Raw genomic sequence first — 18,013 nt, 5'->3', positions numbered from 1 at the left:
CCCGCGCTACCGAAGATCCCCGCAGGCGTCGCCGTCGCGATGCTCTGGATCGCCGGGATGATCGTCGTTGCCGTCTTCGCCGACCAGATCGCCCCGCACGGCTTCACCACCTTGGACCTCAAGAACCGGCTCGCCCCGCCCGGCAATCCGGCCCACTGGCTCGGCACCGACGAACTCGGCCGCGACGTGCTCTCCCGCCTCGTCGCCTCGATCCGCATCTCCCTTGCGATAGCCTTCGGCGCGACGATCATCTCGGCCCTCATCGGCACGACGCTCGGCTTCCTGGCGGCCCATTTCCGCGGCCCCACGGAGCAGATCGTGCTCATGCTCGTCGACTTTCAGGCGAGCCTGCCCTTCCTCATCATGGCGCTGGCCGTGCTCGCCTTCTTCGGCAGCGCGCTCCCGCTGCTCATCGGCCTGATGGGCCTATACGGCTGGGAGCGATACGCCCGCATCGCCCGCGGCCTCGCCATCTCGGCCGGCGCACAGGGCTATGCCGGGGCGATCCGCCAGCTCGGCGCCACGCCGTCGCGCATCTATCTCCGCCACATCCTCCCCAACATCGCCTCGACCCTCATCGTCTCCATGACCCTGGTCTTTCCCGAGGTCATCCTGATGGAGTCCGGGCTGTCCTTCCTCGGCCTCGGCGTGCAGCCGCCGATGACGAGTCTCGGCAACATGGTCGGATACGGCCGCGAGTACCTCACCCGCGCGCCCTGGATCATGCTGGCCCCCTCCACGACGATCGTGCTCACCACGCTCGCGGTCTCCACCGTGGGCGACTGGTTGCGCGACCGCCTGGATCCCACGCTGCGCTGATGTCGTTCCTCGAACACCCAAGGACCAACCCATGACCAAGCCGCTGCCCGTGCTCGGCGCCGCCCTGGCGCTGCCCATGATCGAGATGCATCGCGATTGGCTCTTCGAAAGGAACCGCGACCTCGAACTGCAGGATTTCTTCTGGGCGGAAGTGCTCGACGGCGACTGGCATCCGAAGGCTCAGCGCATCCGCCAGCTGCTGGCCGGATGGCAGGGGCGTCTCGGCATCCACGGGCCTTTCTGGGGCTTCAAGATCGACAGTCAGGACCCGGAGATCCGCAAGGTCGTGACCCGCCGCCTCCTCCAGGGGCTCGAGGTCTGCGAGGCGGTCGGCGCGACCCAGATGGTGATCCACTCGCCCTACACGACGTGGGACTACAACAACCTGGACGGCCTGCCGAATGCCCGCGCCCAGGTGATCGAGCGCTGCCACGCGACCTTGCGCGAGGTGGTCCGACGCGCCGAGGGGATCGGCGTGACCCTTGTCATCGAGAACATCGAGGACAAGGACCCCTATGCGCGCGTGGCCCTGGTCCGCAGCTTCGAGAGCGACGCCGTCCGGGTCTCGATCGACACGGGTCACGCGCACTACGCCCACGGCTCCACGGGCGCACCGCCGGTCGACTACTACGTTCACGCGGCCGGGGAGCTGCTCTCGCATATCCATGTCCAGGATGCCGACGGCTATGCGGATCGGCACTGGCTGCCCGGCGAGGGGACGATCCGCTGGGACGCCGTGTTCAGGGCGGTCGCCACCCTGGACGCGAAGCCGCGCTGCGTGCTCGAGGTCAGGGACCCCGTCAACCTCCAGAAGGGCTACGCCCACCTGAAGGAACTCGGCCTCGTGGAGTGAGCCCGTCCGGCCCCGGGGGCCGATGCGCCGTCATCCGACCCTGCGCCCCTCTGCGTCCAGCAGGGGGGTCCCGTCCTCCTTGGAGAGCGGGCCCGGCGGCCATCGGTCGAGAAGGTCGAGAACCGTCTCGCTCGGACGGCACAGCCGGACGCCCTTCCGCGTGCAGACGATCGGCCGGTTGACGAGAACCGGGTGGCTCACCATGGCGGCGAGGAGGGTTTCGTCGTCGACCTCGGGCCCGAGCAGCCCCATCTCGGCCGCGGGCGACTTGGTCTCCCGAAGCGCCGTGCGGGGCGTCAGGGCCGCTGCCGCGAAGAGCCCGAGCAATTGCGGGCGGGTCCAACCGGTCTTCAGGTATTCGATGACGGTCGGCGCGTAGCCGGCCGCCTCGATGATCCGCAGGACGTTGCGGGACGTCCCGCAGTCCGGATGATGGTAGATGACGATGGTCATGGTTCCTGCTCCGGGGAAGCGGCGGATCCGGTCTGCGACGGTGAATTGAGGAGCCACTGCAGAAGGAAAATCGCGATCGATGCACCGGCCAGCTGCGCCACGATGAAAGCCGGAACGTCGACCGGCCTGATGCCGGCAAAGGTGTTCGAGATGGACCGAGCGATGGCGACCGCGGGATTGGCGAAACTGGTCGACGCCGTGAACCAGTAGGCGGCCGTGATGTAGAGCCCCACGATCCAAGGCACGGCGCCGTGCCGAAATCGAAGCCCTGCCACGATGGTGACGATCAGTCCGAACGTCGCCACGCCTTCCGAGAACCACTGCGCCGGACCCGTTCGCGCCTTGACCGAAAGGTCGATCAGAGGCAGCGCGAACATCATGTGTGAAACGACGGCGCCGACCAGTCCGCCGACCACTTGGGCAACGATGTACGGAAGGACCTCTCCAGCGGGATGGCGTCCCGCCAGCCAGAACATGCCGGTGACGGCGGGGTTGAGGTGGGCTCCCGAGAGGGGTGCGAGTATCGTGATCAGCACCGCAAGCACGGCTCCGGTCGGCAAGGTGTTGCAGAGCAGAGCCAGGGCCGTGTCATTGGTCAGTTTCTCGGCCATGATCCCCGACCCGATCACTGTCGCGACCAGCATGCCGGTACCAAGGGCTTCGGCCGCCACTCGCCGCTGAATTTCGAAACCATCCATGAGGCATCCCTTTTCACGAGAACGTCAGGGTGTTCAGGCTGCTCGCCGGCGGTAAACAGCCGGGGCCGATCACCGTCCGGCTCACGTTCCCGGTCTCCCCATTGGGGGTCCCTTTGCATAAGGACGGGAGTGGGTGCGTCCGGGATCCGCTCGGTCACGGCCGCGCGCCCGCCCGCCGGCGCACATGTTCGAGGTTCGTGACGAACTGCCGCGCCGAGGCTTCCCAGGTGAAGCGTGCCGCATGCGCCCTTGCGCAGTCCCGGGACAACCGAAGGGCACCGAGGGCGGCGGCTCGCAGGTCGCGATCGATCACGCCCGCGCGCGAGCCGCCCAGGATGTCCACCGGGCCCATCACGGGGAAGGCTGCGATCGGCACACCGCAGGCGAGCGCCTCGAGGATGACGTTGCCGAAGGTGTCCGTCACCGAGGGAAAGACGAAGACATCCGCCGCGCTGTAAAGCGCCGCGAGCGCGTCCCCGGTGGCCGAACCTGTGAAAACAACCGAGGGGTAGGCCGCCTTGAGCGCCGGGAGCGCCGGCCCGTCACCGACCACGACCTTCGTCCCGGGCAGGTCGAGGTCCAGGAAGGCCGGCAGGTTCTTCTCCACCGCGACCCGGCCGACGGACAGAAAGACGGGTCGCGGCACATGGGGCAGAGCGCCGGGGACGGGCCGGAACCGATCGAGATCCACGCCCCGCGACCACGGGTCGAGCCGAAGGAACCCGCGAGCGGCCAGGATCTGTCGGAGGCTCTCTGTCGCCACCATGCAGGAGAGCCCGGCATTGTGGAAGCGCCGGAGCCAGGCGTAGGTCCAATCGATCGGAACGGGGACGCGGGCCGCCAGATACTCCGCGAAGCGGGTGTGGAACGAGGTCGAGAAGCCGAGCGCGAGGTGGCGAGAGGCCCGACGGGCCGCCAGGCCGACGGGGCCCTCCGTCGCCACGTGGAGGTCGGTGGCGCCCGACCGCCGGAATCGATCGGCGACCGAGGCGGCCGATATCGCCCCCAGTCTGATCTCCGGGTAGCCCGGACAGGGGAGCGAGGGGCGACCCTGGGGCGAGACGACCTCCGCCGCCACGCCCAGCCGGTCCAGCGTCTCGACGAGGCGCTCCAGAGTGCGGACCACCCCGTTGATCTGCGGATGCCAGGCGTCGGTAGCGATGAGGACCTTCATGCAACGTCCAGGACTGTCCGCAGCATGGCCGCCTGACCGAGCACATCGGAATCCCACTCCGATCCGGTACGCTTCGTCCAACGGATCAGTTCGAACCGGCCCTCGTGCGTTTCCACGATGGCGGTACAGCTCTCCACCCAGTCCCCGGTGTTGATGTAGCGGCAGCGGCCGATGTCCCGGATCACGGCATGGTGGATGTGGCCGCAGATGACGCCGTCCGCTCCGGCCGAGCGGGCCGCCTCCGACAAGACGTCCTCGAAGGCGCCGATGAAGTTTACGGCGTTCTTCACCTTCGATTTGGCCCAGGCGGAGAGCGACCAGTACCCGAAACCGAAGCGTCGCCTCAGGGCGTTCAGCCATGTGTTGGCCCATATGGCCAGGTCGTAGGCCTTGTCGCCGAAGAAGGCCAGCCAGCGCATGTTGCGAACGACGAGGTCGAACTGATCCCCGTGCAGGACGAGATAGCGACGGCCGTCCAGGGCCTCGTGCACCGCCCGATCGAGCACCAGCACGCTGCCGAACTGACCGTCCAGGTAGTCACGCAGGAACTCGTCGTGATTGCCGGGCAGATAGACGATCTCGGCCCCCTTCCGCCCCTTGCGCAACAGCTTCTGCACCACGTCGTTGTGGCTCTGCGGCCAATACCAGGTGCGGCGCAGCTTCCAGCCGTCGACGATGTCTCCCACGAGGTAGATGCGCTCGGCATCGTGGTAGCGCAGGAAATCCAGAAGCAGGTCGGCCTGGCAGGCCCTGGCTCCCAGGTGCACGTCGGACAGGAACAAAGCCCGGACTCGGCGCGGGAGGGGCTCCGCTTCGTCCGGCTCGTGCGGTCTCGGCCGATCGAGCATGGCATCGTTCTCCTCAGATGGCCGCTCCGAGACCGGGACGGCGCAGGACGGCCGACCAGGCATAGCCAAGATAGGGCTGCTTCTGGTCGACGCCGGCGCGGAGGGGCCGCGCGAGGGACCGCAGTTCGCGATAGAATTCGACCGGGCGTGGGGCCACGTGGAAAAGCCGGAGCCAGCCGGACAGCCCCGAACGGAAGAGCCTGGGCAAGCCGGACTGCCCTCCGAAGTCGACGATGTGGAGTTCGCCACCCGGCGACAGAGCGTCGACGCCGAGCGCGAGGGCCGACTGCCAGTCCGGGATCATCGACAGCGTGTAGGAGAAGAAGACGCGGTCGAAGCCGTCGCACCGGAACACCCGGCGCGGGTCGGCCCGCGAGGCGTCGGCCGTTGCCAGTCGAACACGCGAGGTCAGCTTCGCTCGGGCGACGCGGTCGCCCGCGGTCTGCAGCATCACCGCCGAGACATCCAGGCCATGGAGCTTGAGATCGGGCCGCAGCTGCCCGAGCAGGACGAGATTGCGTCCGGTGCCGCAGCCGATTTCCAGCACCGAACCACCCTGCGGCGGATCCATCGACCGCAGCAGCTTGTCGCGGCCGAGCAGGTAATACTTGCGGGTCGGGTCATAGAAGTACCGTTGGTGGCGGTACATCCGATCCATCAGGGAGGCGTGGTCGGTATTTGCCGCGACTGTCATGGAGCGTCCCCCTCTTCGCCCGGACCTTGGCCGAATACATAGAGATGAAAGCCACCGTAGATGGCCGAGCGGTCCCGGCCGTGCAGGTGCTCGGACAACGTTTGCTGGTAGGTCCAGCGGGTCAGGATCTCGTGGGGAACGCGGCCGGGCAGGATCGTCGGCTCGGCAGCCGTGCGGAAGATCACGCGGGCACCCGGGCGAGCCGTCCGGGTGATCTCGCCCCAGAGTTCCGCGAGTTGGCGGTCGTTCATCCAGTCCTGCGCGTCGAGAAGCACGTAACGATCCACGCTGGCCGGAGACAGCGTCCTCAGGTGGTCCGTGTAGGATCTGTTGAGGATCTCGAGGCCTGCCGCATTCGCCTGCAGGCGAGGGAAGGATTGCGGATCCAGGTAGGGCGGCGGCTCACCGCCCTCGTAGCGCAGGCCGAAGGCCTGGCGGGCAAAGTAGTTGTCGGCCAGGTCGTGGTCGCAGGCCAGGCGGCGGAGGCGCTCGCGCAGAACATCCGCCATGGGCCTGCCGCAGGCCAGAACTTCATACTGTGCCGAGGGTATCCCGAGGCCGTACAGGGAGACCGAACGCGACGCGAGCCAGCGCAGGACGGCCCGGTCGAAAAGCGGCGCCAGGTGGGTCTCGAAGATGCGGATCTGCTCGTCGCGGGTTCTCGCCCGCAGCATCGCCCGCGGGTCGACGCCGTAGAGCCGCGCAAGGCCATGCGAGGCTCGGATGAAGCGGCCGAGCAGCCCGTATCGAAACGGGTTGTCCTCGAGCATGCGGAGGCGGCCTCGGGACTCCCACCAGGCGCGGGTCTCCGGGTCCAGGCGTTCCCGCAGATGTGCGGCGTAGATCTCGCGATTGGCCCGGCCCGCGGTCCCGGTGACGAGCCCGGCGAAGGTGGGGTAGTCGCGAATGACCTGGGCGGCGGCCTTGCGCAGACGCCCGTAGGCCACGTGGGCCGGATTCAGGTCGACCGCCGTGATGCGCAGCTGTTCGCGCGCCAGATACGAGAGCACGTTGCAGCCGCCGGATGCGATCGCGACCATATGGAGCCCCGGTCGCAGGCCGAGGGCGTGCATGTCGACGACCGGATCCTCCCAGATCTGGGCATAGACCAGGTCTGTGAAGGCCCATGCAAAGAGCCGGTCCAGCAAGTTCTTCGCCGACATGGCTCGGGTCACGCCGACGGCAGCGTTCAACCGGTCGAGAGTCGAGCGGGGCTCGAGATGTGCGACAGGCTCGAAAGTCATCAGAACCTCGGTCTGGGAAGCCGGCGATTCGCGCGGTTCGACGAGACTCTGCTACCGATACCCGATGAAACTCCTGTGACACGCCGGTGAACGATTTCCGAGTGGCCGCGGTCAACAGATCCGCCGGCCCAACCGATAGACTTCGCGCGCGACCGGATGCCCTCCGACCATCGCGACGCGCACGAGATCCCCGCGCCGCCCCGGCGCGATCTCCCCGCGGTCGTGCAGGCCCGTCGCATGCGCCGGGCCCCAGGTCACAGTGCGGATCGCGCCCGGCAGACCGCCCATGGCCGGAACGGCCGCGAGCCGGAAAGCGCCCTCTATGAGGCTGGTCGGGACGTAGTCGGACGACAGGATGTCGAGGACGCCGGCGGCTGCCAGATCGAGGGCCGATACGTTGCCGGAATGGGAGCCGCCCCGCACCACGTTGGGTGCTCCCATCAGGACGGCGAGACCGGAGTCGTGGGAGGCGCGGGCCGCCTCCATGGTGGTCGGAAACTCGGCGACCGCCACGCCGTCCGCCAGGGACTCCCGGACATGATCGAGCGTGGTGTCGTCGTGGCTCGCCATGGCGATGCCGTTCCGCTTCGCCAGGTCCACGAGGCCGCGGCGGTGCGTTGCCGCGAAGCGGGCGTGCATGTCCTTCCGGCCCGCCATGTAGGCGTCGAGTTCAGCCTCCGACTTGGAGCTCTTGCCACGGTAGTAGTCCCGCAGCTTGTCCTCGTCGCGGAACTGCCGCATCCCCGGCGTGTGGTCCATGAGAGACATGAGGCGGACGTCGAAGCGGTCGACGAAGGCGGTCGCCATGTCGATCACGTCCGGCGAGCAGATTTCGCAACGCAGGTGGGTGTGGTGGTCGGCGCGCAGAAGGCCGGTCGCCTTCGCCTCTTCGATCGCTTCGCCCAGGGCGATCAGCCCGGCACCGAGGGAGTGCCGGTCCCCGTCCGAACCGGCCCTCAGGCTGTCGAAGACCGTGGTGATGCCCGACGCGGCGATTTGGGCGTCGTAGGCGAAGACGGCGGAGAGCGGGCGCCAGAAGACCTTCGGGCGGGGAGAGTAGTGGGGCTCGAGATGATCCGTGTGCAGCTCGACGAGGCCGGGAATGAGGACGTCGTCGCCGCAGTCGATCGCCTGGGCATCCAGTCGCCCTTCCTCGACGTCGGTGATCATGCCGTGCGAGATCACCACGGTCCCGGCGATCTCCCGGTCACGCAGGACGATGCGGCGGGCCGCCAGGGCGATGCTGGCGCTGGACTCGGCGGGAGTCGTTCTCTTCAGCATGGACGGGTTCCGGTCAGGCGGCTGCGGGCACGGCGAAGCGGGTGACGTCGAGGATCCGGTCGGCGACTTGGTCGCGCACGTCCTCGTCGTGGAAGATCCCGAGGAGGGCGACGCCTTGCGCCTTCTTCTCCTCGATCAGGGCCACGACGGCGGCGCGGTTCAGGGCGTCGAGCGAGGCGGTCGGCTCGTCGAGGAGCAGGGCGGCATGGTCGCCCACGAAACCCCGGGCGATGTTGACCCGCTGCTGCTCACCGCCCGAGAAGGTCGCGGGCGGCAGGGACCAGAGACGCTCGGGCACGTTGAGGCGGCTCAGCAGGCGGCGTGCCCGGGCCATGGCGTCCTCGGTCGGGATACCCTGCTCCCGCGCGGCGGCGGCGACCAGATCGAGGGCGGAGACGCGCGGGATGGTGCGGAGGAACTGGCTGACGTAGCCGAGAGTCGTCCGGCGCAGGCCGACGATCCGGCGCGGCTCGGCCGAGGCCACGTCGACGGCGTCGCCGGGACGGCCGACCAGGATACGTCCCGCATCGCAGCGATAGTTGCCGTAGATCATCTTGAGGATCGACGACTTGCCGGCGCCGGAGGGCCCCCCGAGCACGACGCATTCGCCCGGCTCGACCGCGAGGGAGACGCCGGCCACCACGGGCAGGCGCTTCCCGCCCTGCAGGTGCATGGTGAAGGTCTTCGAGACGCCGTCGAGGCGGATCAGCGCGGTCATGCGAGCACCGAGGAGACGAGGAGCTGCGTGTAGGCCTCGCGCGGGTCGTCCAGCACCTGGTCGGTAAGGCCGGTCTCGATCACGCGTCCCTGGCGCATGACCATGATCCGATGCGACAGGAGGCGAGCGACCGCGAGGTCGTGGGTGACGATGACGACCGCCAGGCCGAGGTCGGCGACGAGCCCGCGCAGGAGGTCGAGCAGGCGCGCCTGCACGGAGACGTCGAGGCCGCCCGTCGGCTCGTCCATGAAGACGAGGCGCGGCGCGGTGACCAGGTTGCGGGCGATCTGCAGGCGCTGGCGCATGCCGCCCGAATAGGTGCGCGGGGCATCGTCGATGCGCGAGACGTCGATCTCGACGCGGGCGAGCCAATCCTCCGCGGTCGCGCGGATGCGGCCGTAGTGACGCTCGCCGACGGCCATCAGGCGTTCGCCCACGTTGCCACCGGCCGACACCGCCATGCGCAGGCCTTCGCGCGGATCCTGGTGCACGAAGCCCCAGTCGGTGCGCATCAGGAGCCGGCGCTCCGCCTCGTTGAGCAGGAAGACGTCCCGCATCACCCCGTCGCGCATGCGGTACTCGACGCGGCCGGCGGTCGGCTCCAGGCGCGTGGAGAGCACGGAGAGCAGGGTCGACTTGCCGGAGCCGGATTCGCCGACCACGGCGAGCACCTCGCCGGGGTAGAGGTCGAAGGTCACCCCTTCGCAGCCGACGCGGTGACCGTAGCGCTTGCCGAGGCTGCGGGCGGACAGGAGCGGCAGATCTTCAGTCATGGGCAAAGCCCCCCTCGGCAGCGGCGCGTGGCGGGGCGAGTTCGCCGCGATGGCCGGCCGCGCGCCGGGTTTCGCAGAAGTCCGTGTCCGAGCAGACGAACATCCGGCCGCCGCGGTCGTCGAGGAGGACCTCGTCGAGGTAGGCGCCGTCGGCCCCGCAGAGCGCGCAGGGCCGGTCGAAGCGGTTGACCTCGAAGGGGTGGTCCTCGAAGTCGAGGCTCACCACGCGGGTGTGCGGCGGTATGGCGTAGATGCGCTTCTCGCGGCCCGCGCCGAAGAGCTGCAGGGCCGGCGAGAGATGCATCTTCGGATTGTCGAATTTCGGTGTCGGCGAGGGATCCATCAGGTACCGCCCGGCGACCACGACCGGGTAGGCGTAGGTGGTCGCGATATGTCCGTGACGGGCGATGTCCTCGTAGAGCTTGACGTGCATGAGGCCGTACTCGGCGAGCGCGTGCATCTTGCGAGTCTCCGTCTCGCGCGGCTCCAGGAAGCGGAGCGGCTCGGGAATGGGGACCTGGTAGACGAGGATCTGACCGGTCCGGAGCGGCTCCTCGGGAATCCTGTGGCGCGTCTGGACGACCGTCGCCTCCGCGGTCCGGGTGGTGGTCGCCACGCGGGCGGTCTTCTGGAAGAAGGCCCGGATCGAGACCGCGTTGGTGGTGTCGTCCGAGCCCTGGTCGATGACCTTGAGAACGTCGTCCCGGCCGAGGATCGCGGCGGTGACCTGCACGCCGCCGGTGCCCCACCCGTAGGGCATCGGCATCTCGCGGGACGCGAAGGGCACCTGATAGCCCGGAATGGCGATCGCCTTCAGGATGGCACGGCGGATCATCCGCTTCGTCTGCTCGTCGAGATAGGCGAAGTTGTAGGTCGCGGCGGATGTCATTCGGCGGCCTCCCTGGCGCCGTCCGCGACGCGCTCGGCATGCTCGCGCCGCATGCGCCGAACCAGGCCCAGTTCCGCCTGGAAGTCGACGTAGTGCGGCAGCTTCAGGTGCTCGACGAAGCCGGTGGCCTGGACGTTGTCGGAATGCGAGAGGACGAACTCCTCGTCCTGGGCCGGGGCACCGACCTCCTCGCCGAGTTCGGCGGCGCGCAGGGCCCGGTCGACGAGCGCCATCGACATGGCCTTGCGCTCCAGCTGGCCGAAGACGAGCCCGTAGCCGCGCGTGAACTGGGGCGGCACGCTGGCCGAGCCCTTGAACTGGTTGACCATCTCGCATTCGGTCAGGGGCAGCCGGCCGAGCGGGACCGCGAAGCCGAGCTCCTCGGCGAAGAATTCGACCTCCACGTCGCCGATGCGGATCTCTCCCGCGAAGGCGTGGGTCCGGCCGTAGCCGCGCTGGGTGGAATAGCCGAGCGAAAGCACGAAACCCTCGTCGCCGCGGGCCAGGTTCTGCAGCCGCAGGTCGCGCCCGGCCGGAAACGCGAGCGGCTCTCGGGTCAGGTCGCCCGGCTCCGCCGGCGCGCCGTCGGGGCCGGGGACCGGGGCCGGGTTGGGCTCGATGAGGCCTTCCCCGTCCAGGAGCGCCGTGACGTGGGGCGCGCTCTCCAACGGGACGGCGGCCTCGGCCGGGGCGTCCGGAATGCCGCCCTGGTGGAGATCGAAGTCGATCAGCCGGTGGGTGTAGTCGAAGGTCGGTCCCAGCACCTGCCCGCCGGGCAAGTCCTTGTAGGTGGCGGAGACGCGCCGGACGACGGCCATGCGGCCGGTGTCCACGGGCGCCGAATAGCCGAAGCGGGGCAGCGTGGTGCGGTAGGCGCGAACCAGGAAGATGGCCTCGATCAGGTCGCCGCGTGCCTGCTTGACGGCCAGGCTGGCGATCTCCGGGTCGTAGAGCGAGCCCTCGGCCATGACACGATCGACCGCCAGGGCGAGCTGGCCGGCGATCTGCTCCGTAGAGATCTCAGGGACGGACGGGTCGCCACGGCGCTCGTGCGCGAGCAGCCGATGGGCATGCGCGATGGCCTTCTCGCCACCCTTGACGGCGACGTACATGTCAGAGGTCCCTCATGACGCGGGTGGTCCGGGGCAGTCCGACGATCCGGTCACCGGCGGCAAGGATCAGGTCGACGCCGCGCGGGAAGCGCTCGTGGTTGCGCGACAGGCTCTCGACGAGGCCCGGAATCTCCGGCGCCACCGCGAGCCGCCGCTCGCCGGGGATGCCGGGACCGGAGAGCCGGAACGGACCGCCCGCCGCGAGAGACGCGACCTGGACGATGAGGGTCGTCGACCGGTCCGGATACTCGAGGGTGCCCTGGGCGAAGCGGTCAAGGCCCTCGAAGGCGGCCGGGTCGCTGACGACCCCGAAGGAAGCGCGGCCCGGGTCGGCGGTGACCGGGGCGCCGGTCTGGAAGCGGAGGAAGTCGGCGAGGCCCGGCGCGGCGAGCGTACCGGCGTCGAGCCAGACCGGCGTCTCAAAGTCGGCGAGCGCCAGGAGAAGGGCCGCGACCGCCGGGCCGACCGGACCGGGGGCGACCAGCGCCGGCTCGACGGTGCGGATCGTGCCCGGCTCCGCGAGGGCGCGCATGGCGGATCGGAAGGTGGCCTGGGCATCGTGGACGGGGGAATCGAAGCCGGCTGCCGTGACGGGGACGTTCATGGCTTCCCTCAATCCTCGCCGCGGACGAGCGTGAAGAAGTCGACCCGGGTCGCCGCGGCGCGACGGGACGACAGATCGGCCTCGGCCGCGAGCCGGTCCTCCACCGGGCGCACGATCGACGCCTCGATGCCGGCACGGGTGGCGGGAGCCTGCCAGAGCGCGTCCGCGACCGCCGCCAGCCGGGCCGTGCGTGTGTCCCGTCCGAGCCGGTACGCGTGCCCGACGGGGCCCTGCGCCAGGCGCACCGAGGCGCGCGCCACGGTCGCTTCGCCGAGGTTGAACGCGGCGCCGTCGCCCCCGATCCGGCCCCGGACCATGACCAGTCCGGCTTCCGGCGGACGAAGGTCGGTAGCCGTCTCGGCGGCGCGGGCGACGAGGTCGCAGGCTTCGAATTCGGCAATCCCCGCAGCCGCGAAGGCCGCCATGGCGCGGCGGCGGGCGGCGCTTTCGGGGCCGGCGGGATCTGCCCGCCGCTCACTCGAATCCATGATCTTCCCTTTCCCGTTCGCGGGGATCTCTTGGCGCGTCTCGATGAAGCTCTGATGACGGGAAGGGCCGCGGCGATCAGGGCGCGGCTCGGCGTCCGATGACCGCGAAGCGGAGCCGCGTGGACAGCCAGTCGAGGGCGGAGACCGTGACCAGGATCATCAGGACGAGGGCGGAGACTTGCTGCCATTCGAGCGTGCGGATCGCCTCGGAGAGGTGGAGCCCGATGCCGCCGGCCCCGACGATGCCGATGATGGTGGCCGATCGGGTGTTGGATTCGAAGTAGTAGAGGACTTGGCTGAGGATGACGGGCAGGACCTGCGGCAGCAGGCCGAACCGCACTTCGTGGAGGCGCGATCCGCCCGCCGAGACGACGCCCTCGACGGGCTTGCGGTCCGCCGTCTCGATCGCCTCGGAGAAGAGCTTGCCGAAGGCGCCGAAGTCCGAGCTCATGATGGCGAGGACCCCGGCGAAGGGGCCGAGCCCGACGACGTTGATCCAGACGAGCGCCCAGATCAGCGTGTCGACGCCCCGGAGCGTATCGAGGAAGCGCCGCAGGCCGAAGTGGAAGATCCAGTTCGGGACGACGTTGCGGGCCGCCAGGAAGCCGAACGGCAGGGCGAGCGTGGCCGCCAGCAGGGTGCCCAGGAAGGCGATCGCCAGAGTCTCGGCCAGGCCGTGGAGAAAGAGCCAGAAGCGCGACCAGGAACCCGGATCCGGGGGCAGCATGAGGACCGCGAAAGTGCCGAGCTGGCCGAGGCCCGAGAGGATGCGGGTCGCGGAGAACTCGAGCCGCCACAGGCCGAAGACGAAGAGGGCGACGAGCGCGAGGAGGATCCCGACCACGACGAGGCGCATCCGGAGGGTCGGACGGAAGATGTCGGGATGGCGGGCGGCCAGGGCGGCACGGTCGAGGTCCGCGAAAGGGCCGGCCGGGAGGGCGTTCGCGACGGGCATGCTCATCGCCGGGCCTCCGCGGACAGGAGGGCGTGGCGCAGCCGCTCGGTAGAGAAGTCGATGATCATCACCGTCGCGATGATCATCACCAGGATCGCGCTCACGTCGGTGTAGTAGAATTTCCGGATCGCCTCGATCAGGTCCTGGCCGATGCCGCCGGCACCCACGAAGCCCATGATGGCTGCCCCCCGCACGTTGATCTCGAAGCGGAGCAGGGCGTAGCTGGCGAAATTGGAGAGCACCTGCGGCACCACGGCGAAGCGGACCGACTGGACGAAGGTCGCGCCGGTGGAGACCACGCCGTCAACGGGCTTCATGTCGATGTTCTCGACCACCTCGGCGAAGAGCTTGCCGAGCGCGCCCATGGTGTGGATCGCGATGGCGAGTACGCCGGGCAGCGGCCCGAGCCCGAAGGCGACCACGAAGACCAGGGCGAAGACGAGTTCCGGGACGGTCCGGCAGACCTCGAGCAGACGCCGGACCGCGAAGCAGGCCCAGCGCGACCGGGCAAGGTTCGCGGCGGCCAGGAAGGACAGCACGAAGGCGCCGAGAGCGCCGGCGAGCGTACCGACGTAGGCGATCAGGATGGTGTCTCCGAGGAGCGCCAGCCAGTGCTTCCATCCCCAGAACCACTCGGCGAGGTCGGCCGGAAGCGTCGCAAGGGAGAGCGTCGGGGCGATGTCTCCGAGGTATTTCGTGAAGCGACCGGCATTGGCGAAGAACTTGGCCGGCTGGACCTCGGCCACCCACCCGGCCAGCAGGATGGCGGCCGCGAGCAGGGCGAGGCCCATGAGGGTTCTCGTTCGCCGCTCGCGGGTGGCGGCCGCGTAGCTCCGCTGGAGCCGGTCGCGCAGCGCGGGATCGAGACTGGGAAGCGCCGAGGCGGCCATGATGGAGCCTGTCCGTCCGGGAAGGGCGCCGGCGGCGGTCGTCTCGACCCCCGTCGGCGATGGCTTGCCTGAAATGGTCAGAAGAGGAGGACGCGCCCTTCGGCGCGACCCGAGCCCTCTTACGAGGCCTTCTTCTTGCGAAGCTCGTCGACGAACTTGTTGAGCTCGATGATCGGCGCGTAGGCCTTGTTGTCGACCGGCTGGTAGGGCTCGTTCTTGCCGTCCGACAGCCTCTCGAAGGCAGCCTTGTCGTTCTTCGCGGCGTTGAAGAAGGCCTCGCGGATGCCTTTCTTCAGGTCCTCGGGCAGGTCGCCCAGGTAGGCGACGGGCGAATTCACGATCTGCTCGGACTTGAAGATGATCCGGAAGTCGTCCTTCTTCAGCATGCCCTTGTTGGCCATGCGGGTCAGGTTGGAGTCGTCCTCGGCGTTCCACCAGTTGGCCGCGACGTCGACGGTGCCCTGGTTCAGCGCGATCAGCGCGTTCTCGTGGCTGCCGGTGTAGACGACCTTGCCGAAGTAGGTCTCGGGATCGATCTTCATGCCGTTGAGGGCGAAGCGCGGCACGTTGTTGCCCGAGGTCGAGTTCGGATCGACGAGGCCGAGATTCTTGCCCTTGAGGTCCTCGATCTTCTGATAGGGGCTATCCTTCTTCACGTAGAAGACGGAGTGGTAGCCCTTGACGCCGCCCTGGTTCACCTCGATCGCAAAGGCCTCGACCTTGGCGCCGGTCATGAGGGCGCGCGCGAAGGACGCCGGACCATAGCTCGCGATGTGGATCTGGCCGGCACGCTGCCCCTCGATGATGGCCGCGTAGTCCTGCGCGATGCGGAGCGTTACCTTGGTGCCGAGTTGGCGCGACAGGTAGTCGACGAAGGGCCCGAAGCGCTCGGTCACCCCGGAGGCGTTCTCGGACGGAATGATGGCGAAGACGAGTTCCGGATACTTCGCCTTCCAGTCCTGCGCGAGGGCGGGGGTCGGCGCGAGGGCGAGCCCGACAGCGGCGGTGCCGATGAGGGCGCGACGGGTGATCATGGGTCTTGGCTCCCTGGTCTTTAGGATTCGGCCCGGCCGGGAGGCGCCCCGGCCCGTCGGCCGGTTTCGTCAGGCGTAGGCCTTGGCGCGCTGGGCGCCGGCTGCCTCGGTCTCGTCGAGGACGTCGCCGGCCTCGAGGCCGTAGAGTTCGCGGGCGACCTCGTCGGTCAGGTCGAAGGCGCGACCGTCGAACACGACCCTGCCGGACGCCATGCCGACCAGGCGGTCGCAATAGGCACGGGCGAGGTCGAGCGAATGGAGGTTGCACAGCACGGTGATGCCGAACTCCTTGTTCACCCGCTGCAGCGCGTCCATGACGAGCTTGGTGTTGCGCGGGTCGAGGGAGGCGATCGGCTCGTCCGCGAGCAGGATCCTCGGCTCCTGGACGAGGGCCCGCGCGATGGCGACGCGCTGCTGTTGGCCGCCCGAGAGGCTCTCGGCGCGCTGGTGGGTGAAGGAGCCCATGTCGAAGCTCTCCAGGGCGGCGAGCGCGACGGCCTTGTCGTCGTCGCTCCAGAGCCGCAGCACGGAGGAGAGGGTCGACACCTTGTTGAGCCGGCCCATCAGGACATTGGTGAGCACGTCGAGGCGGCCGACCAGATTGAACTGCTGGAAGATCATGGCGCAGTCGGCCCGCCAGGCGCGGAGGGCGGCGCCCTTGAGGGTGGTCACGTCGCGGCCCTCGAAGAGGATGCGCCCGCCGCTCGGGTCGTTGAGCCGGTTGACGAGGCGCAGGAGCGTCGACTTGCCGGCCCCGGAGCGCCCGATCACGCCCACGAAGGATCCGGGCGCGATCGACAGGCTCACGTCGTCCACCGCCGCCTTGGTGCCGAAGCGTCGCGTCAGGCCTTCGATGACGAGCATGGGGCAGTCCCGATCCGTTCGAACCGGAACGACCTCCTAGCGGCCTCGTGCAACGGTCTCATGACAAGGCCGGACGGCCCGGGGGCGCCCGAAACCGTCATCCAACCTTCACGGTAGCGCGGCAGCAAGGCACCCTCGACGTGACAGCCGGAGGCATGCCATGGCCAAGGTGCTCGGACCCGAGCCGCTGATCCACCCGACCGCGACCGTGCGCGACTCGGGGCTCGGGCGCTACACGGAGATCGGCGAGCGGACCGCCTTCGTCGAATCGACGCTCGGCGACTATTCCTACCTGGTGAACGACAGCAACGTCATCTACACCGCGATCGGCAAGTTCTGCTCGATCGCGGCGATGACGCGGATCAACCCGGGCAACCATCCGATGCATCGGGCCACGCAGGCGCACTTCACCTACCGGGCCTCGGCGTATTTTCCCGGCGAGCCCGACGAGGCGGCCTTCTTCGACTGGCGCCGCTCCTCTCCGGTCACGATCGGGCACGACGTCTGGATCGGCCACGGGGCGATCGTCCTGCCGGGGCGAACCATCGGGACCGGCGCAGTCGTGGCGGCCGGAGCGGTCGTGACCCGGGACGTCGCCCCCTACACCATCGTGGCCGGCGTGCCGGCCGGTCCGGTGAAGCGCCGCTTTCCGGAGCCCGTCGCCGAACGCCTCCAGGCACTCGCCTGGTGGGACTGGAGCCACGAGGCGCTTCGCGCGGCGCTCCCCGACTTCCGCCAGCTCGGCATCGAGGCGTTCCTGGAGAAATTCGAGGCACATTCCCGCGAGACCGCCGCATGACGGCCCGCTACGCCATCTACTTCGCACCCCCTCCCGAAAGCGCGCTCTGGCACTTCGGATCGGCGATCATCGGCTACGACGCCGCGGCCGCCCGGGAGGTCGTTCCGATCGTCCCGGCGAGTTGGGAGCCGGCGGCCTGGCGGGCCGCAACGGCTGACCCCCGGCGCTACGGCTTCCACGCCACCCTCAAGGCACCCTTCCGTCTGCGGGAGGGGGTGACCGAGCAGGACTTGCTCGACCGCTTCCGGATCTGGTCGGCAGGCCTCGGGCCTGTGCCGTCCGTCCAATTGGTCGTGCGGCCGATCGGCGATTTCGTGGCTCTCGTTCCTGCCAGCCCGAACCCCGCGCTCGCCGGTCTCGCCGATGCAGCGGTCGACGCCTTCGAGCCGCTCCGGGCGCCTCTGACGGCCGACGAGATCGCTCGCCGACGGCCGGACCGGCTCACGGGTCGACAGCGAGACTATCTCCTGCGGTTCGGCTACCCCTACGTCCGAGAAGAATTCCGCTTCCATATGACCTTGACGGGCGCGATCGGGTCGCGGGTCGACGAGGTTGCAGCGGCTTTGGCGGACCTGCATCAGCGATCCTGCGGCGAAGCGGAAATGCCCATCGACCGAATTGCGATCTTCTCCCAGCCATCCGACGGCGAACCGTTCGTGATAAAGGCTGGTGTCCTTGCTCCTGTTAGATGAGATGATACGCCAAACGAGCCTGCCCGGCTTTACCGCCCTTGGTACTTCTGATGGTGTTACCACTCATGGAGCAATGAACCGACATAAGGTTGATTACGAAACCTATTAGATTCTCTTCCGGGACACCACTT

The 18,013-nt window shown here is 68.8% G+C and carries 21 protein-coding genes; 4 read left to right on the top strand and 17 right to left on the bottom strand.

Annotated features, from left to right (window positions below; all coding sequences use genetic code 11):
- The first annotated feature begins 39 nt into the window (after window positions 1-39).
- Window positions 40-819, top strand: coding sequence for an ABC transporter permease (locus WBG79_RS15785; protein ID WP_337358778.1), 780 nt, complete (start codon window positions 40-42; stop codon window positions 817-819).
- A 31-nt stretch (window positions 820-850) separates the two neighbouring features.
- Entirely contained in the window at window positions 851-1,672 is an 822-nt protein-coding gene (locus tag WBG79_RS15780) for a sugar phosphate isomerase/epimerase family protein (RefSeq protein WP_337358152.1), read from the top strand.
- Window positions 1,673-1,702: 30 nt separating this feature from the next.
- On the opposite strand, the gene arsC is transcribed toward WBG79_RS15780, so the two are convergent.
- The 17 genes from arsC to phnC all read right to left on the bottom strand — a co-directional run bounded on the left by arsC (window position 1,703) and on the right by phnC (window position 16,391).
- Complete coding sequence (arsC, locus tag WBG79_RS15775) at window positions 1,703-2,125, bottom strand: arsenate reductase (glutaredoxin) (protein ID WP_337358151.1); 423 nt, start codon at window positions 2,123-2,125, stop codon at window positions 1,703-1,705.
- Window positions 2,122-2,823, bottom strand: a complete 702-nt coding sequence (locus tag WBG79_RS15770; RefSeq protein ID WP_337358150.1) for an MIP/aquaporin family protein — start codon at window positions 2,821-2,823, stop codon at window positions 2,122-2,124. Before WBG79_RS15770 ends, arsC begins: the two co-directional genes overlap by 4 nt.
- Window positions 2,824-2,977: 154 nt before the next feature.
- Entirely contained in the window at window positions 2,978-3,997 is a 1,020-nt protein-coding gene (locus WBG79_RS15765) for a glycosyltransferase family 4 protein (protein WP_337358149.1), read from the bottom strand.
- A complete protein-coding gene (locus WBG79_RS15760; RefSeq protein WP_337358148.1) occupies window positions 3,994-4,845 on the bottom strand; it encodes a UDP-2,3-diacylglucosamine diphosphatase in 852 nt (283 codons plus the stop codon). The genes WBG79_RS15765 and WBG79_RS15760 overlap by 4 nt, the downstream gene beginning before the upstream one ends.
- Window positions 4,846-4,858: 13 nt before the next feature.
- Window positions 4,859-5,539, bottom strand: coding sequence for a class I SAM-dependent methyltransferase (locus WBG79_RS15755; RefSeq protein ID WP_337358147.1), 681 nt, complete (start codon window positions 5,537-5,539; stop codon window positions 4,859-4,861).
- Window positions 5,536-6,732: a DUF3419 family protein gene (locus WBG79_RS15750; protein WP_337358146.1), complete on the bottom strand. Its 1,197-nt coding sequence runs from the start codon at window positions 6,730-6,732 to the stop codon at window positions 5,536-5,538. Before WBG79_RS15750 ends, WBG79_RS15755 begins: the two co-directional genes overlap by 4 nt.
- 162 nt (window positions 6,733-6,894) lie before the next feature.
- Entirely contained in the window at window positions 6,895-8,064 is a 1,170-nt protein-coding gene (locus WBG79_RS15745; protein WP_337358145.1) for an alpha-D-ribose 1-methylphosphonate 5-triphosphate diphosphatase, read from the bottom strand.
- Window positions 8,065-8,077: 13 nt separating this feature from the next.
- Window positions 8,078-8,782, bottom strand: coding sequence for a phosphonate C-P lyase system protein PhnL (phnL, locus tag WBG79_RS15740; RefSeq protein ID WP_337358144.1), 705 nt, complete (start codon window positions 8,780-8,782; stop codon window positions 8,078-8,080).
- The gene (gene phnK, locus WBG79_RS15735) at window positions 8,779-9,555 is read right to left on the bottom strand and encodes a phosphonate C-P lyase system protein PhnK (RefSeq protein WP_337358143.1); all 777 of its coding nucleotides are present in this window, start codon (window positions 9,553-9,555) and stop codon (window positions 8,779-8,781) included. Before phnK ends, phnL begins: the two co-directional genes overlap by 4 nt.
- The gene (locus WBG79_RS15730) at window positions 9,548-10,444 is read right to left on the bottom strand and encodes an alpha-D-ribose 1-methylphosphonate 5-phosphate C-P-lyase PhnJ (protein ID WP_337358142.1); all 897 of its coding nucleotides are present in this window, start codon (window positions 10,442-10,444) and stop codon (window positions 9,548-9,550) included. Before WBG79_RS15730 ends, phnK begins: the two co-directional genes overlap by 8 nt.
- Entirely contained in the window at window positions 10,441-11,556 is a 1,116-nt protein-coding gene (locus tag WBG79_RS15725; RefSeq protein WP_337358141.1) for a carbon-phosphorus lyase complex subunit PhnI, read from the bottom strand. The genes WBG79_RS15730 and WBG79_RS15725 overlap by 4 nt, the downstream gene beginning before the upstream one ends.
- Window position 11,557: 1 nt before the next feature.
- A complete protein-coding gene (gene phnH / locus WBG79_RS15720; RefSeq protein WP_337358140.1) occupies window positions 11,558-12,160 on the bottom strand; it encodes a phosphonate C-P lyase system protein PhnH in 603 nt (200 codons plus the stop codon).
- A gap of 8 nt (window positions 12,161-12,168) precedes the next feature.
- Complete coding sequence (gene phnG / locus WBG79_RS15715; protein ID WP_337358139.1) at window positions 12,169-12,648, bottom strand: phosphonate C-P lyase system protein PhnG; 480 nt, start codon at window positions 12,646-12,648, stop codon at window positions 12,169-12,171.
- Window positions 12,649-12,724: 76 nt separating this feature from the next.
- Window positions 12,725-13,609, bottom strand: a complete 885-nt coding sequence (gene phnE, locus WBG79_RS15710; RefSeq protein ID WP_443147466.1) for a phosphonate ABC transporter, permease protein PhnE — start codon at window positions 13,607-13,609, stop codon at window positions 12,725-12,727.
- Window positions 13,606-14,493 carry a phosphonate ABC transporter, permease protein PhnE gene (gene phnE / locus WBG79_RS15705; RefSeq protein ID WP_337358138.1) on the bottom strand — a complete coding sequence of 296 codons (888 nt, stop codon included), beginning with the start codon at window positions 14,491-14,493 and terminating at the stop codon, window positions 13,606-13,608. Before phnE (WBG79_RS15705) ends, phnE (WBG79_RS15710) begins: the two co-directional genes overlap by 4 nt.
- A 119-nt stretch (window positions 14,494-14,612) precedes the next feature.
- A complete protein-coding gene (gene phnD / locus WBG79_RS15700; protein WP_337358137.1) occupies window positions 14,613-15,527 on the bottom strand; it encodes a phosphonate ABC transporter substrate-binding protein in 915 nt (304 codons plus the stop codon).
- A 69-nt stretch (window positions 15,528-15,596) separates the two neighbouring features.
- Entirely contained in the window at window positions 15,597-16,391 is a 795-nt protein-coding gene (gene phnC / locus WBG79_RS15695; RefSeq protein ID WP_337358136.1) for a phosphonate ABC transporter ATP-binding protein, read from the bottom strand.
- Window positions 16,392-16,551: 160 nt separating this feature from the next.
- On the opposite strand from phnC, the gene WBG79_RS15690 reads away from it, so the two are divergent.
- Together WBG79_RS15690 and WBG79_RS15685 are read left to right on the top strand one after the other, a co-directional pair.
- Window positions 16,552-17,190, top strand: a complete 639-nt coding sequence (locus WBG79_RS15690; protein WP_337358135.1) for a DapH/DapD/GlmU-related protein — start codon at window positions 16,552-16,554, stop codon at window positions 17,188-17,190.
- Entirely contained in the window at window positions 17,187-17,882 is a 696-nt protein-coding gene (locus tag WBG79_RS15685) for a DUF1045 domain-containing protein (protein WP_337358134.1), read from the top strand. The genes WBG79_RS15690 and WBG79_RS15685 overlap by 4 nt, the downstream gene beginning before the upstream one ends.
- Window positions 17,883-18,013: the final 131 nt, after the last annotated feature.

The organism is Prosthecomicrobium sp. N25 (genome assembly GCF_037203705.1).
GTDB lineage: Bacteria > Pseudomonadota > Alphaproteobacteria > Rhizobiales > Ancalomicrobiaceae > Prosthecodimorpha.
This window is presented reverse-complemented; position numbering and strand designations above follow the sequence as displayed.

What these genes read in the sequence shown, in the direction of transcription:
- WBG79_RS15785 (WP_337358778.1), top strand. Translation starts at nt 40, where the DNA reads ATGCTCTGGATCGCCGGGATGATCGTCGTTGCCGTCTTCGCCGACCAG.
- WBG79_RS15780 (WP_337358152.1), top strand. Translation starts at nt 851, where the DNA reads ATGACCAAGCCGCTGCCCGTGCTCGGCGCCGCCCTGGCGCTGCCCATG.
- arsC (WP_337358151.1), bottom strand. Translation starts at nt 2,125, where the DNA reads ATGACCATCGTCATCTACCATCATCCGGACTGCGGGACGTCCCGCAAC.
- WBG79_RS15770 (WP_337358150.1), bottom strand. Translation starts at nt 2,823, where the DNA reads ATGGATGGTTTCGAAATTCAGCGGCGAGTGGCGGCCGAAGCCCTTGGT.
- WBG79_RS15765 (WP_337358149.1), bottom strand. Translation starts at nt 3,997, where the DNA reads ATGAAGGTCCTCATCGCTACCGACGCCTGGCATCCGCAGATCAACGGG.
- WBG79_RS15760 (WP_337358148.1), bottom strand. Translation starts at nt 4,845, where the DNA reads ATGCTCGATCGGCCGAGACCGCACGAGCCGGACGAAGCGGAGCCCCTC.
- WBG79_RS15755 (WP_337358147.1), bottom strand. Translation starts at nt 5,539, where the DNA reads ATGACAGTCGCGGCAAATACCGACCACGCCTCCCTGATGGATCGGATG.
- WBG79_RS15745 (WP_337358145.1), bottom strand. Translation starts at nt 8,064, where the DNA reads ATGCTGAAGAGAACGACTCCCGCCGAGTCCAGCGCCAGCATCGCCCTG.
- phnL (WP_337358144.1), bottom strand. Translation starts at nt 8,782, where the DNA reads ATGACCGCGCTGATCCGCCTCGACGGCGTCTCGAAGACCTTCACCATG.
- phnK (WP_337358143.1), bottom strand. Translation starts at nt 9,555, where the DNA reads ATGACTGAAGATCTGCCGCTCCTGTCCGCCCGCAGCCTCGGCAAGCGC.
- WBG79_RS15730 (WP_337358142.1), bottom strand. Translation starts at nt 10,444, where the DNA reads ATGACATCCGCCGCGACCTACAACTTCGCCTATCTCGACGAGCAGACG.
- WBG79_RS15725 (WP_337358141.1), bottom strand. Translation starts at nt 11,556, where the DNA reads ATGTACGTCGCCGTCAAGGGTGGCGAGAAGGCCATCGCGCATGCCCAT.
- phnH (WP_337358140.1), bottom strand. Translation starts at nt 12,160, where the DNA reads ATGAACGTCCCCGTCACGGCAGCCGGCTTCGATTCCCCCGTCCACGAT.
- phnG (WP_337358139.1), bottom strand. Translation starts at nt 12,648, where the DNA reads ATGGATTCGAGTGAGCGGCGGGCAGATCCCGCCGGCCCCGAAAGCGCC.
- phnE (WP_443147466.1), bottom strand. Translation starts at nt 13,609, where the DNA reads ATGAGCATGCCCGTCGCGAACGCCCTCCCGGCCGGCCCTTTCGCGGAC.
- phnE (WP_337358138.1), bottom strand. Translation starts at nt 14,493, where the DNA reads ATGGCCGCCTCGGCGCTTCCCAGTCTCGATCCCGCGCTGCGCGACCGG.
- phnD (WP_337358137.1), bottom strand. Translation starts at nt 15,527, where the DNA reads ATGATCACCCGTCGCGCCCTCATCGGCACCGCCGCTGTCGGGCTCGCC.
- phnC (WP_337358136.1), bottom strand. Translation starts at nt 16,391, where the DNA reads ATGCTCGTCATCGAAGGCCTGACGCGACGCTTCGGCACCAAGGCGGCG.
- WBG79_RS15690 (WP_337358135.1), top strand. Translation starts at nt 16,552, where the DNA reads ATGGCCAAGGTGCTCGGACCCGAGCCGCTGATCCACCCGACCGCGACC.
- WBG79_RS15685 (WP_337358134.1), top strand. Translation starts at nt 17,187, where the DNA reads ATGACGGCCCGCTACGCCATCTACTTCGCACCCCCTCCCGAAAGCGCG.